The sequence below is a fragment of the Methanosarcina sp. 1.H.T.1A.1 genome, from assembly GCF_000979295.1.
In the GTDB taxonomy this organism is placed as follows: Archaea; Halobacteriota; Methanosarcinia; order Methanosarcinales; family Methanosarcinaceae; genus Methanosarcina.
Window position 1 is genome coordinate 26,430 of record NZ_JJQY01000105.1, and the last position, 14,257, is coordinate 40,686.

A 14,257-nucleotide genomic window follows, 5' to 3' on the forward strand; every position below is an offset into this window, starting at 1 on the left:
ATAGGAGTCCGTCTCGTGGGCTCGGAGATGTGTATAAGAGACAGCATCATAATTGGCGCATCTGTGGACGTGGACGAGTATGATAAAGACAACCCGCGGGATTTTGCTCTCCTTAAAGCCTCTGCGCCTGAGGAAATCGAAAGGGAAATCTATTATGAAAGCCCCTGGGGGAAAATCCGTCCTGGCTGGCATATCGAATGCTCGGCAATGGCAATGAACAGTTTTGGTCCGACCCTGGACATCCATACCGGAGGTGTGGACCTGATCTTCCCGCACCATGAAAACGAGATCGCCCAGTCAGAGGGTGCAACCGGAAAGCCCTTCGTACGCAACTGGATTCATGGAGAGCACCTTATAGTTGAAGGGGAGAAGATGAGCAAATCCAAAGGAAACGTTTTCACCCTTCCCGAGATCGTTGAAAAGTACGGGGGAGAGGTTGTACGTTTCATGTTCCTTTCAGTGCACTACCGGAAAAAGCTGGACTATTCCGAAGCCTTTGCCGAAAATGCAAAAAACAATTATCTGCGGCTTAAAGAGACTCTCGATAACCTCGAATTTGCCCTGAAGGGCGCAGAAGATGAAGCGTACCCCGGAGACCTTGAAACCCTTGAAACTCTTCCGGAACTTGAGAGTCAGTTCAGGCAGGCCCTTGAGGACGATTTCAATACCCCTAAAGCCCTGACCGTTTTCAGGGAACTTTCGCGCGCAGCTAACGTATATCTTGAATCCGGTAAAAACAGGGAAGTTCTTGATAAAATTTGTTCCCTTTACAGACAGTTTTCGGATGTTCTGGGCCTTTTTGCACAAACAGGAAAAGAGGAAATCCCGGAAGAAGTTGTTAGGCTTGTGGAGGAACGCGAGGCTGCCCGAAAAAAGAAAGACTGGGAAGCTTCCGATGCCCTCCGGGAGAAAATAAAGGCACTTGGCTATGTCGTACAGGACACAAAAGAAGGACCGAACGTAAAGAAAGCCGAAGAAATTTGAAAATAGAAGAGTTGAAATCAGGAATCACAGACACCCCTGACTACTCAGTTTTTTGCTTAAATCTTAGCTTTTTCCTTCCCTGATCGGCGCCGGGTAAAAGAGTTAAATCCGAATTTCTTCTTTTTCCCCGGGTGTTTTTCTGGCAGGGAGCTGCAGTGGGGAGTATTGAAGTGAGGAATATAATTCGTTTAAGACCTGCAGAATTTTGAACCCTTTTTCCGTAATCATATAATCCCCTCTTTCGTGCTGCTGCAGGATCAGTCCGCTGTCCATAAGCTTCTGTAGATGGAAGAGCAGGTTTCCGCCTCTAAGGCCTGTAATTTCGGAAAAGGCTGAGAAACTTTTCGTCTCAAAAGCCACAGCCTTCAGGATTTCCAGGCGCTGGGGATTGGATACCGGTTCAAGGATCTCTCTCACAAGTGCGCCGGGTTCAAGGGCTGAGATATCAGGCTTCTGTTCCTGATTTCCAGCATAAATCCTCATCGAGCGCATAAGGTTGACCTGTTTTGTGAAAAGGCCGGATACTTCGGAAAAACACTGGTCACATTTGCTGTAAGGGGCTCCACATCTCATTTCTTCGAGTTTTTCCCTATTATTTGAAAGGAGTATCTCATCTACTCTGCCCTGTTTTATAAGCCCTGCATTCCTCTGAAGAAGGGCTGTAAAGGAAGACCTGCAGTTTTCTTTTTCAGGGCATTTCTTTACCATATTTCTTTCAAGTCCGGTATCGATATCTTCAATAAGGTGGCTGAGGACCGCATTTGAGTATTCCTGCCTCGAGCATTCCATAGCAGTTTCAAAGCGCAGCCTGTTCGAGTATTCCATTACTTTCTTGATATCGCTATGCATATCGCAAAGCTTTTCCCTGATAGCTTTTATTTCCGCTATTTCCGCTATTTCCGGATCTTCCGGGTTTTCAGAAAAGTTTTCTTTTTTCTTGCCGCTGTCTTTCATATTTTTTACATCTTCCGGCTTCACTTATAAAGTTTCTGTTACGACCCTGAAGGTCATTGGGATATACTAATTCTCTCGGGTACTGGAGTGCATTTAGTATATTTTGATGCCGATTAAGTATAAATCAATGACTGGCTGATTACTAATGGCATAAATGCCAGGGACTTGAAGGGGAGGTGAAAATAGTATGGTAAAGTGCGGAATTTGTGGAGGGGAAGCCCCGAAACAGCCCTGTATAACTGAAGAAGGGAACTGCGACCTTTGCGGTAAAAAGGTTGCTCTTGCGGAAGAACAGGAAAAGAAGAAAAAGTGAGATATGAATGGTATGAATACCATTTAACTAACTACACACCACCCGAAAAAGATGTCTACAGCACTAATTGCCCTTCTAAAAAGGGTAATTAATGCACTCTCTTTTTTGAAAACTGGAAATCTATACTGCAAAAATCTATACTGCAAAAATCTATACTGCAAAGTTTCTCTGTTATTTTATTGTTCTCTCTTCAACCTTCTATTTTAACTGTTTTCCCCTTACTTTTCTGTTTTTAGTTGTTTTCTCCAGATTTTCTATTTTTATTGCTTCTCCTCAATTTCAGACAGAGAGATTAACTGCAAAAGCCAGCAACATCTAAAATATATCATCAATTATTTATCCAATTATATACTATTTTATCTATCTTATTTCGCTCTTTCTGGGCCGTATTCTTTTTTCTGTCATACGTCCCTTTAACGCCTCCGGGGGATGACAATGCATGAATTTTAAAGGCATATTTGATAAAGACGCGAGCAACAATAAAGATGATAATGAAAAGTCTGGCAAGGAAGCTGTAAAAGTCGGGCCGATTTTAGCTGAACTGGGGCATGCTCCAGGCACGATAAAAATGACGCTCGTATCTCCGAAAGCCGTGGAAGAGAAGTCCATAGATTCAATTGCCAGTGCGATGCTTATTATCAAGGAGCTTTCGAGAAAGGTTGGAGACACTGTAGAGGAAATACCTGTTGAACGCAGGCCTTCTCAGGTACAGCTGGCTTTTAGCCTTCGTCTGACTACGGATGGAAGGGCAGTCATTACCAAGTCCGAAAAGGAAACAAATCTGAAAGTAACATTGATGTGGAAGCACGACGGGAAAGACGGGGAAGAAATTATAGGGCAAGGCAAGGAACAATATATAGAGGAAAGTGATGTAAAACGAGGGCTATACTCCTGAAAGACCAGCTGTCCGAGCCAAAAACCGGTTATAGGTAACCTTCCTGATAAGTTTCTGTCCAGCAAATGTATCTGCTCAAAAATACGGGTTTCTTTAAGGAAGAAATAAGTACGAGCCGGAGCAAAATAATTCATTATATGAAATCCAGGCTTCTTGCCCTTATCCTTGCCCTTTCGCTTGTTGCGAATGCTTACTTTGTTTTTTTATATCAAGCTCCGGTTGAGGGGGAGCAGGTCCGGGAAATGCAGGCACGTATAAATTCCCTTGAAAAAGAGAATCAAAGGCTTGAAACAAAAATAACTCAGAATAACCAGTCTCTCCAGTCCTATGCTTCCCAGGTGGACTTCTACCGTGAGAGAGTCTTTGAACTCGAAAATACCCTTCAAACATGCCCTGCAGGTCTGGAAGGTTTTGCCACTTTGCAGGCTCCTGCCGTCTTCCAGAAAGTTGAACTGGAAAGGTCAGGTCCTTTTATCCGGGAGGCGGTTTCTGAAGAGGGTACCCTTCTCAATATCTCGGTTGAAACCAGGCCTGGGAAAGGCCGGGTGCTTGTCCAGACCACTCCTCTTATGGGCGTGATTTTTCAGGACGCTGCAAATACTGCAGTTTTCGTGGCCCAGAAGGAGACCGGAGTTTCTCTCTCAGGCAGCGATGTTATTTTCAGCATTACTTCTGATCAGGAAATCCCGGGTGTTGACGGTTCGAGTGCAGGGGCTCTAATGGCCCTTCTTACAATTTCCGCTATCAACGGCACTGAACTTAATGATAGCATCACCCTTACCGGCACCATTGACGATGAAGGCAATATCGGCGCTATAGGCGGAGTTTTCGAAAAAGCTACGGCAGCAGAAGCCGGGGGAAAAACTCTCTTCCTTCTTCCAGGTGAAAACAGGGAGCTTGTCACTTACAAATTAGTAAAAAGGGAAGTCAGCGGCTTTGAAGTCATTGAAAGAGTCCCGGAAGTTGTGGACGCCGAGGAATATATCGAGGATAATGTCGGGATAGATATCGAGTACGTGGATACGATTGAGGACGTGCTGAAGTATGAGAAATAAAATCGATGAAATATAAGATCAAATGAAATGTAAAATCGATGAGAAATAAAATCGAGGCCTTCTTACATTTTTTATTTCTAACAAAGTTAGGGAAAGGGATTTTTCCTCTCCCTTTCATTTTGCCTTAACGGTTTTTATGGGATATTTTACAAATCAGACCGGAAAATCTTCTATTTTCTCTAAGAAATATATTTCCGGTTTGCCAATAACCCCTGCTTTTTGCATTGTCTTTTTCAGGTCTTCGGATTCGTAGAATCCTGTTGCGTTTTCTTTTTTATCCCATTCTAAAAGGATACAAAGGTCGTTTGTTTCGTCCGAACTGCAGAAAAGCTGCCCGCCTTTGCATCCTGCTTTCCCTCTTGTAGTTCCGTGTTCGTCAAAAATAGATTTCCATCTGGAATAGTCCTCTACTTTATGCTTTATAACAACATATACCATAGCAATTCCCCTCTTTTATAATATGGGCTTTTTTATAAAAAAAGCTTGCTTGAACTCTTCCCCGGAAACCCGAATAATTAATGAGCCGAATCCTGCCATGTTTTATATTCTTTGATAGTCATAATTTTTATATCTAAACTTCTATCTCCTATTTTTGATTCCAAAGGTGACCAATATGTTTGAAAAATTTATCCCAAAACAGAGGAAAATGTCCACCCGGGTCGGGGGGCTGCTTACCCTTATGGGGGAGGCAATGTTTCTGTTTTCAATCCTCAATTTCCTGATGATTTCCCGGCTTCAGTATTACAGTGAAGGGGATTCGTATATCAGGACCGTTTTTCCGCAGTATTTCCTCTTTTTTGCGGGGTTGAGTATCATAGGCTTTGTTGCGATGTGGTTTGTGTACGTTTATGTCCTGCCGAGCAAACAGCGTTTTTCCCAGGAACAGGCCGTTAAAGACAACCGGAGCCCCATGTATGACAGGATCCTTGAGGTGCAGGACGAGCTTGCCGAGATGCGGAAGATGATCAAAGAGCTCTCGGAAAAGGTCGAAAAGCTTTCGGAAAAAGAGTTGTGATTAGCACTGAGTGTGGTAAATGAGTTAATTCCTGAAATTTTTCTTTTCGGCATCCTCTTTTATTTGATAGCGGCGACTTTAATATGACAGCCGCTTCATCAAAAACAGATTCTTCCGGATAGGCTTCTACTCCGTGCTCGGTGCCAGTATATGCTATTGCAAAGGATCTCAAATTCGATTTTAAAATCCCTTATCTAATTTCAGTACATCTGATTAATATGCCTTTTTTTATAAAACCACGTGTATTTTTTATGTAATAAGCCATCCCCTGCTCCCTCTCCTTCTACAGAAAGACGAACTATAATCTCCATCAAGCATTACCGTCGCGGTGTAGTTCGGCACGGGCAAGCAGGAGGAAGAGATTCTGGCATGGTTCATTGCCACGAGTTTCCAGAAAAGTTAGATCGAGGCGTTCAGGTATTCGACGAGTGCCTCGCACAATCGTTGTGCAGACAACGTGCGAAAAATAATTTCGTATATCAAGGGGGAATTGCATGGTTACCGAGAGAGAATTTGATTCGTTGCAGATGAAAGATGTCGCTGTGGTGGAGGTACCGGTGGATGAGGATGTAGCTGCCAGGCGGCTTTCCAAAGCCATCACCTTCCCTACTATCTCCAATCAGGACCGCAGTGACTTTGATGAGAAAGCGTTCAATGATTTTCATCAATACCTGGTGGACACCTATCCGCTCGTCCACAAGACCCTGAAACGGGAGATCCTCGGCGATCCCCGCAGGTTCAGCCTGTTCTACACCTGGAGTGGCAAGAATCCATCTCTGCCGCCAATAGTGTTGATGGGCCATCAGGATGTGGTGCCGGTGGTCCCTGGCACCGAACAGCAGTGGGAACATGACGCCTTTTCAGGAGATGTCGCTGATGGCTATATCTGGGGCCGTGGTTCGCTCGATGACAAGATCATGATCCTTGCCATCCTGGAAGCCGTCGAGATGCACCTCAAGCAGGGCTTCCAGCCAAAGCGCACCATCCATCTGGTCTTCGGACAGGACGAGGAGGTGATGGGCCCTGAAGGCGTGAAGCAGATAGTGAAAGAGCTGAAATCTCGAGGTATCAATGAGGTCGCACTGGTTCTGGATGAGGGCCTGCCGCTGACCGGCGGCCTGTTCCCCGGTATCACCGCTCCAATCGCCCTGATCGGCACAGCGGAAAAGGGTTACACCACCCTGCAGTTGAAGGTAGCAGGCCCCGGCGGGCACTCGGCTATGCCTCCAAAGAACTCCAACATCGGCATTCTGGCCCAGGCTATCACCAAAATCGAGGCAAACCCATTCCCTTACCGGATCACACAGCCCGTGCGGGACCAGATGCGTTTCCTGGGGCCGGAACTCCCAGAGAAGTTCCACGAGGTTCTGGAAGATATTGCTTTTGGCAGCGAGCCCGAAATGGAAGAGACTACAGAGCAAAAACGTGCCCTGGAGTATACGGAAAACCCCACAGTGGGATGGCAAGCCCGGAACACCAGCGAGGACCAGTTCCTCAAATACATGCTCACAGGCCCTCAAACCACGGCTATGCTCCATACCACCACGGCGGTTACGATGGTCAACGGCGGCGTCAAGGAAAACGTCATGCCTCCAATTGCCACCGCGGTTGTGAATTTCCGGATTTTGCAGGGCGAAACCGTGCAGTCAGTTTTGGAGCAGGTGAGGAAGATAGTAAATGACAACCGGGTGGAGGTAACGGAACTTTCAGACTCCATCGATCCGTCTCCGGTGTCGGACCCCTGTGGCAAGGAGTACAGGGCGATTGAGAAGTCGATCCGCCAGACATGGGGCACGCCCGACCTGGTAGTGTCCCCGTATCTCGTCATCGGCGGAGCTGATGCCAAGTACTTCGCTGCCTCTATCGCCAGGAACGTGTACCGCTTCACCGCCGTGCGTGTCGAATCAGCGGCAGACGCCGCACGCTGGCACGGCGTCAACGAGCGGGTGCTGGTCAGGGAGTTTGCCAAATCTATCGGCTTTTTCCACCAGTTAATCACCAATGTCGAAGAGCTTTGATTTTCGACAACGAGGTCCAGAAATGCAAGGAGAGTAAACCATGAATATCACCACGATGAGGGTTTAGAAGTGGAGCAGTGCCACTGATATCGGCGACGGAAACACGGCGAAGATGATGTCATGAACAGTTAGGAGGTCAGTCAGGCTGACCAGGTAGATTCAGCTGGTCTGATTTCGAACGCATGATGATAAGGGAATGCAAATGGGGAATGCGGTACACACCGAAAATTCAAAGTGCACGAATTCGAGGAGACGGATGTGTAATAGCCTCCTCCCCAGGTATGGTCCTTTTTCAAAAACAATTTTATTTATAGGGGCAGTATAAGTTCAGGGAGTTTTTTGGTAAAATGGTCCCACATACTGATTCATCTCACACAAACCCTTTGAATATTTCAGATGAGAGTGGTTTACCTCCACATCTTCTGAAATTTCTCACCGAGATATCCCGGGCTCTGACTGCTGCAGGAATCGCGGTGATGTCCATAGAATCAATTTTAAAAAAAATATGCCAGGCTTATGGTGTCAAAGCTGAAGAGGTTATTAATTTACCTACTTTTTTACTCATAAAGATTGCAGATGGAGATTCAAAGGCTCTGGAAGTCACCCTGCAGAAACCCGGAGTACTTCCTTTAGACCAGGTTTCAAGATTATATGAGTTGATCTACCAGGCAGAAAATGCTGAAATAACACCTGAACAGGGAATAAGGCGTATTAATGAAATCCTTAATGTTAAACGCCAGCATAACTATATTAAAAATATTTTAGGCTATGCACTGTTTTCCACAGGCCTGGGAACACTCTTTTTGCCAACCCTTAATGGGTTATTTTTTTGTGGGGCATTAGGGGCCGTAGTGGGACTTATATTAGCTTATTCTCAGGATAAACCAAAACTTACTCTGATTCTGCCTGTTCTAACGGCTTTTATTGTTTCCACGATATTCTCTTTCGGGTTTAAACAGGGAATTGTAAACGGGTCCCTAACTATAATGGTCCCAGCACTTGCCTACTTCATCCCCGGAGCAGTTCTGTCCACAGGAATGTTCGAACTGGCAGCAAACAATGTGGTATCCGGTGCAACCCGCCTGGTTCAGGGGGTTGTAATACTGCTACTTCTCTTATTTGGAGTGATAGTAGGCCTCCAGGTTGCAGGACTGTCCGGGGTCCACATAGTAGCTGATACGGCAACTCCTCTAAATTGGTGGGCTCCCTATATCGGAGTTCTTGTTTTCACCCTCGGGATGTATCTTTTGATGTCTATAAGAAACAAGGATATGGTAGGGGTTTTAATTGTATTGTTTGCCACTTTCCTGGGACAGCAAGCCGGGAACTACCTTTTAGGAGGACTTCTCGGGGCTTTCACAGGCTCCATCATCATGACCATGCTGGGAACTTTTCTGGAGCGATCCAGGCTTAGAACGCCGTATTATGTGTCTATAATACCTGCATTCTGGATCCTGGTTCCCGGAGCACTTGGATTTATCAGCTTAGCTGCACTGGTGGAGAACTATTCACCTTCCATTTCCAGTCTGATCCAGGTAGCTCTGACCTTTGTGGGGATCTCCACGGGGCTGTTAATCGGTGCTGTGATTGCCGATCCTTTAAAAATAGGGTCGTATCCTCAGGTTATTGAAAAGGAACTCTAAAAATTAAAAATTCCTTTAAAATCACATGTAATCAGTTATTCCTTCTGCCATTAGATATGCTAGTCCATAATGAAAAGAAGAACGGTGTCAATGTGTTCTTATTTGTATACATCTATGTAAATGCGCATGAACCCATGACAGGAAAAATAAGATTCACCAAAGGTCAGACCAGAGAAAAGTGCGGATGAAATCTAGGAACATGCATATATGATTTGCCAGTGCCCGATCATTTAAATATCGTAAATTACATATTGCTGCGGGTCTGAAAAGTTATGCTCTTTTTTAAAGAACAGCTCTCTTTTCAGGAAAAAATAATTTCTTCAAATCCTTAAAAACGATATTCCGTCGATTATGCCCCCTGAAATCACCCCAATTCTTGAAGAACCTGCCCTCATCGTCAGGAACACGGAAACTGCCCTGGTAATTGCCGATATCCACCTCGGGATCGAGTGGGACCTCTACAGGAGCGGGATCAATTTGCCAAGCCGGATAAAAGACCGGCTGGACCGGGTTCTTGGCTATATACAAACATGTTCTCCTGACCGGATAGTGCTCCCTGGGGACGTGAAGCATAATGTTCCTCAGATCTCCTGGCAGGAGAAGGATGAGATCCCTCATTTTCTTGAAACGCTTGCAGAACATGCGCATGTTGATATTTTTCCGGGCAACCATGACGGAGGAATTGAATCTCTTTTTAGCGGACAGAAGGATATCAAGGTCCATTCGGTCCGCGGTGCGGTCATTGACGGAGTGGGGTATTTCCACGGGCATACCTGGCCTGCACCTGAACTTCTGGCTGCATCCCACGTAATTACTGCCCATAACCACCCCACAGTCCGTTTTACCGATGCCTTTGGTTATTCTATAGTTGAACCTGCCTGGATCAGGACAAAATTCAATGTTGAAACCCTGAAAGCTCGTTTCGGAAACCTTGATTTTGAAAACAGGAGAGATTGGGCAGACCCTGAGGTCTTTATCATGCCCGCTTTTAATGAGCTCTGCGGGGGCGTCCCCTTTAATGAGTCAACACAGGAAGACCTTCTGGGTCCGGTTTTTTCTTCAGGGGGGATTGAACTTGAGGATGCCGAAATATATCTGCTGGACGGGACAAGGCTCGGGCTGCTTAAAAATATCCGCAAATTGCAGCATACCAGAGTCCGAGTCAGGAAGGAAGGTCGGAAACGCAAAAATTCCGGTATTTCCGGTACTTCCGAAACCTCCGGTAAGTAACATTAATGTGAACAGACCACAGGCAGATGCTAATAACCAGGGCAGTCTTCTAAACTGTTGAAAACGTTTGACTCTTTTTTCTTAACGTTTATATAAAATGCAGGGATGTATGTTAAAATATATCCGGAATAAGGCTAACAGGTAGAATAAGCAGTCTTCAGTTTCCGGATTGGCTTAAGTTTAATTTACTGATCGATTTACTTACATTCACCTGAAGAGGATGTACTGATTCAATGACTATGGAAATTAACAACACGGACCTGTCTGAAGAAATGCCCCTGTCTGATGAAACTGATTTATCGGGCTCCAGGGCTTTTGACGACTCTAAAATTGTAAAATTAAACGGTATCATAAGCCAGGGGCTCAACCCCTATCCCTATAAGTTCGAAAAGAACGGGGATATCTGCGATATCCTGAAAAAGTTCGAGGACTTTGAAAAGAACGAGGGCTTATCTGTAAGGACCGCAGGAAGGCTCTATAACATCAGAAAGCACGGTAAAATGATATTTGCCGACCTTGGGGACCAGACCGGCAGGATTCAGGTGCTTGTAAGGAAAGGAAACCTTCCGGACGAAGAGTTCGAGACTTTTAAGAACCTTGTGGACTCCGGAGATATCATAGGGTTTCAGGGTGAAATTTTCAGGACAAAGAGAGGAGAAGATTCCATCAGTGTGTCCGAATTTGTCCTGCTTTCCAAGTCCCTTTGCGCCCTCCCCGAAAAATTCCACGGCTTAAAAGACGTCGAGACCAGGTACAGGAAAAGGTATCTTGACCTCATAGTCAACGCCGAAAAGAGAGAAATTTTCGTCATGAGGAGCAAACTCATCTCCGAGATCAGAAGGTTCCTTGCCGAAAGGGAATTTCTCGAGTTTGAAACCCCTGTGCTCCAGACTGTATATGGAGGCGCAAACGCAAGGCCTTTCACGACTTTCCACAACTGTCTCGGGCAGAACCTCTTTTTGAGAATTGCCCCTGAACTCTACCTCAAGAGGCTTGTTGTTGGCGGGTATGAGAAGGTCTTTGAGATTGCCAAAAACTTCCGAAACGAAGACATTGACACGACCCACAACCCTGAGTTTACGATGATCGAGGTCTACGAGGCCTACCGGGACTATAATGACATGATGGACTTAACTGAAGGTATGGTCTCGGAACTCGTGTTCAAGCTGACAGGCAGCTATGAGGTGCAGATGGGCGAAAACACGATCAACCTCCGTTCTCCATGGAGGAGGCTTTCCATGGAAGACGCCTTAAAAGAATATGCCGGACTTGATGTCTTTGCCCACTCTATTGAAGAGCTGAAGAAAATCGCCATTGAGAACAGGATTGAAGATTACGAAAAGGCAAAGAGCCACGGTGAATTCCTTGCTCTGCTTTTTGAAGGTCTGGTAGAGGACAAGCTGATAAACCCGACTTTCATATACGATTTCCCTGTAGAAAACTCCCCTCTTGCCAAAAATCACAGGGAGAAAGCAGGTTTTGTCGAGCGCTTCGAGCTTTTCCTCAACGGCTGGGAACTGGCAAACGGCTATTCCGAATTAAACGACCCGCTTGAACAGGAGAAGAGGTTCGAAGATCAGGATAAGAAAAGAAAGCTGGGAGACCTTGAAGCCCAGACCATCGATTACGACTTCATAACAGCCCTTGGATACGGCTTGCCCCCAACCGGCGGCATGGGGCTCGGAATCGACCGCCTTACCATGATCCTTGCGGGTCTCGAATCCATCAAGGAAGTAATCCTTTTCCCGCAGATGAAAAGGGAAGACTGATTGATTTCAGACTTCATTTTGTTCTGCAGGTTCGAGTTTGTCCTGCCAAGCGGACAGACCAGTCGGGGAGCAAATCCCCTTCTTTTTTATTTCGGAGAAGCCTGAACGGCATCTTCCTCGGGCAGCATAGAACTTGATTCGGCTGAAGTCTACCTGCCGGATGGAACGAAATTAGGGGAAGTAAAGAATCTCAGGAAGCTGGACCATATCCGACCAAGGCTGAAAAGGAGGGAGACCTCAAAAAAGGCCCAAATAAAGTTCATGTTTGAATGGGAAGTTGTGAAAACTTTTGTATTGTTATTGTCCTTATTATCCATGGTTATATTATCTTTAATTATATTCTCCCCATAGATGCCATCTTCAACAACACTTCTTTATAATTAAATGTAATATGTTACTATGCAGTATCAAATTTTTCTATTGGATAAGCTACTCATAATTTAAACCTCTTCAATCCCGGAAAAGTGCCTGTGTATGCTGAACCTGAGACAAGAATGAGAAAATAATCCGTTTTTAAGTAAACTGGCCGAGGACAATCTAATGGCTAAAGAAGAAATATATAGGGCTCTATTTGAGCAGTCCAATGATGCGATTTTCATAACAAATGGGGAGCGTATTCTGGAAGTTAACCCTAAAGGCTGTAAACTTCTCGGATATGATAGGGTTCATCTTGAAAAAATTCTCCCCCAATCTCTATTTACTGAAGAATCTCTTCCCGGTTTCCGGAACGCATTGAACGTAACTCTGGAGAACGGATCGGCGCTTTTTGAGACTAAGATCAAAAGGTCAGATAATAGTATCCTCGACATAGAGGTTAGTTCCTCTGTAATGGATAAAAAAAGTAAAAAGCTCCTTATTATCGCCCGGGACATAACTTTGCGTAAAGAATCGGAACGTTTGGCGCAAAAAGAAAGAGATCGATTGAGTGCTTTACTGGAAAAAAGCCTATGTGGAATATTGCTAATCGAAGCCTCAAGCCACAAAATCGTTGATGTAAATCCCGTTGCAATTAAAACGATCGGGAGATCAAAAGAAGAGATTGTCGGAAATATCTGTCACCAATTTATCTGTCCTGCCGAGGTCGGAAAATGTCCTATCAGTGATCTTGGACTGAATATGGATAATTCAGAAAAAACGATCATCAATGCTCAAAAGGAAGTCATCCCGATCCTTAAGAGTGTGGTTCCGGTAACTATAGGGGACAGAGATTATTTTGTTGAAAGTTTCATTGATCTGTCCGAGCGTAAAAGAACCGAAAAGAAACTGCTTCAGGCAAAGTTTGCTGCAGAGGGTGCAAGCCGGGTAAAGAGTGAATTCCTCGCTACCATGAGCCACGAACTGAGGACCCCTCTTACTGCTATCATAGGTTTTTCGGACCTGCTGCTCGAAGGTATAAATGGAGAACTTGATGAAAGAACTAAGCGATATTTAAATAATATTTCACGCAGTGGAAACCACCTCCTCATCCTTATAAACAATATCCTTGACCTTTCAAAGATTGAAGCCGGGAAAATGGAACTAAACCTGGAATGTTTTTTCGTTTCCGAAGTTTTTGAAGACTTGAAGTTTATAGCCTCCGCAAGCGCATTAAATAAAGATATTTCTATAGAATTCAATGTCAAAGATAACCTGTCTATCATTGCTGACAAAGTAAGATTCAAACAGATTCTTTATAACCTCATAAGTAATGCTATCAAGTTCACCCCCGTTGGCGGGTTTGTAAGAATCTCAGCCGAGATGTCTGAAAATATGATTCAGATCCGGGTCTCAGATACCGGCATAGGGATCTCGGAAGAAGACCGGAAATACCTCTTTGAGCCTTTCAAACAGATTGATTCGGACATGAACCGGCAGTACGAAGGTACTGGCCTGGGGCTTGCTCTGGTAAAAAAGTTTGTTGATATGCATAAGGGCAGAGTATGGTTTACAAGTGTTCAGGGAAAAGGGTCCTCTTTCATATTTGAGTTGCCCGTAAATGGTCCGGATGATACGAAAAAACCTGATAATGTATTGAAAGATAGTACCACCAAAGTTGGGGTAGCTGCTAACTTCTCAGGATGAATAATTCCAGATTTTAATGCGGTATAGTTATAGGAAGGCCGTTCCCAGTCCCGGCGGTGAATAGTACATCATTTATCTTCGCAGGCGGAAAGACCCCTTTCTCGGAAGCCGCAGGCTGAAAGGGAGGGGTATTTCACAGTATTGTAACCTATTTAAGGTTGAAAGTTCTTTCCTAAATGCTAAAGACTCAGAGGTTTCCTGTTGAGGTTTTAACTTGGGAGCGCAGAGGCACAGCGGGAAGTCCCCTTCCTCGGAGGCATCAGCCGACAGGTGGGGGATGAAAGCGCAGCCTCGCACAGTAGTAAATATAACTTTATAAC

11 protein-coding genes are annotated in these 14,257 nt (G+C 45.0%); 9 read left to right on the plus strand and 2 right to left on the minus strand.

Translation table 11 applies throughout. From position 1 onward, the window contains the following. Positions 1-1,086: 1,086 nt before the first annotated feature. Positions 1,087-1,938, minus strand: coding sequence for a winged helix-turn-helix domain-containing protein (locus EO95_RS11030; RefSeq protein WP_048134744.1), 852 nt, complete (start codon positions 1,936-1,938; stop codon positions 1,087-1,089). Between the two features lie 187 nt (positions 1,939-2,125). Here EO95_RS11030 and EO95_RS18485 point away from each other — a divergent pair, with 187 nt between their 5' ends. The 3 genes from EO95_RS18485 (at position 2,126) to EO95_RS11040 (ending at position 4,201) form a co-directional block, all read left to right on the plus strand. Continuing rightward, positions 2,126-2,251: a hypothetical protein gene (locus EO95_RS18485; protein ID WP_255350203.1), complete on the plus strand. Its 126-nt coding sequence runs from the start codon at positions 2,126-2,128 to the stop codon at positions 2,249-2,251. Between the two features lie 439 nt (positions 2,252-2,690). After that, on the plus strand, positions 2,691-3,146 hold the full coding sequence (locus EO95_RS11035) for a CU044_2847 family protein (protein WP_200895037.1): 456 nt from the start codon (positions 2,691-2,693) through the stop codon (positions 3,144-3,146). Between the two features lie 137 nt (positions 3,147-3,283). Continuing rightward, positions 3,284-4,201, plus strand: a complete 918-nt coding sequence (locus EO95_RS11040) for a S16 family serine protease (protein ID WP_048134730.1) — start codon at positions 3,284-3,286, stop codon at positions 4,199-4,201. 153 nt (positions 4,202-4,354) lie between these two features. Here EO95_RS11040 and EO95_RS11045 read toward each other — a convergent pair whose 3' ends face one another. Beyond that, on the minus strand, positions 4,355-4,639 hold the full coding sequence (locus EO95_RS11045; RefSeq protein WP_048134731.1) for a hypothetical protein: 285 nt from the start codon (positions 4,637-4,639) through the stop codon (positions 4,355-4,357). 175 nt (positions 4,640-4,814) lie between these two features. Here EO95_RS11045 and EO95_RS11050 point away from each other — a divergent pair, with 175 nt between their 5' ends. The 6 genes from EO95_RS11050 (at position 4,815) to EO95_RS11075 (ending at position 13,937) form a co-directional block, all read left to right on the plus strand. Further along, complete coding sequence (locus EO95_RS11050) at positions 4,815-5,216, plus strand: hypothetical protein (protein ID WP_048134732.1); 402 nt, start codon at positions 4,815-4,817, stop codon at positions 5,214-5,216. Between the two features lie 494 nt (positions 5,217-5,710). After that, a complete protein-coding gene (locus tag EO95_RS11055; protein WP_052733571.1) occupies positions 5,711-7,234 on the plus strand; it encodes a M20 family peptidase in 1,524 nt (507 codons plus the stop codon). 347 nt (positions 7,235-7,581) lie between these two features. Further along, complete coding sequence (locus tag EO95_RS11060) at positions 7,582-8,877, plus strand: threonine/serine exporter ThrE family protein (protein WP_048134734.1); 1,296 nt, start codon at positions 7,582-7,584, stop codon at positions 8,875-8,877. Positions 8,878-9,228: 351 nt separating this feature from the next. Then, on the plus strand, positions 9,229-10,107 hold the full coding sequence (locus tag EO95_RS11065; protein ID WP_048134735.1) for a metallophosphoesterase: 879 nt from the start codon (positions 9,229-9,231) through the stop codon (positions 10,105-10,107). A 233-nt stretch (positions 10,108-10,340) separates the two neighbouring features. Next, the gene (gene lysS, locus EO95_RS11070; protein ID WP_048134736.1) at positions 10,341-11,876 is read left to right on the plus strand and encodes a lysine--tRNA ligase; all 1,536 of its coding nucleotides are present in this window, start codon (positions 10,341-10,343) and stop codon (positions 11,874-11,876) included. 540 nt (positions 11,877-12,416) lie between these two features. Beyond that, positions 12,417-13,937 carry a PAS domain-containing sensor histidine kinase gene (locus EO95_RS11075; RefSeq protein WP_052733572.1) on the plus strand — a complete coding sequence of 507 codons (1,521 nt, stop codon included), beginning with the start codon at positions 12,417-12,419 and terminating at the stop codon, positions 13,935-13,937. Positions 13,938-14,257 lie beyond the last annotated feature (320 nt).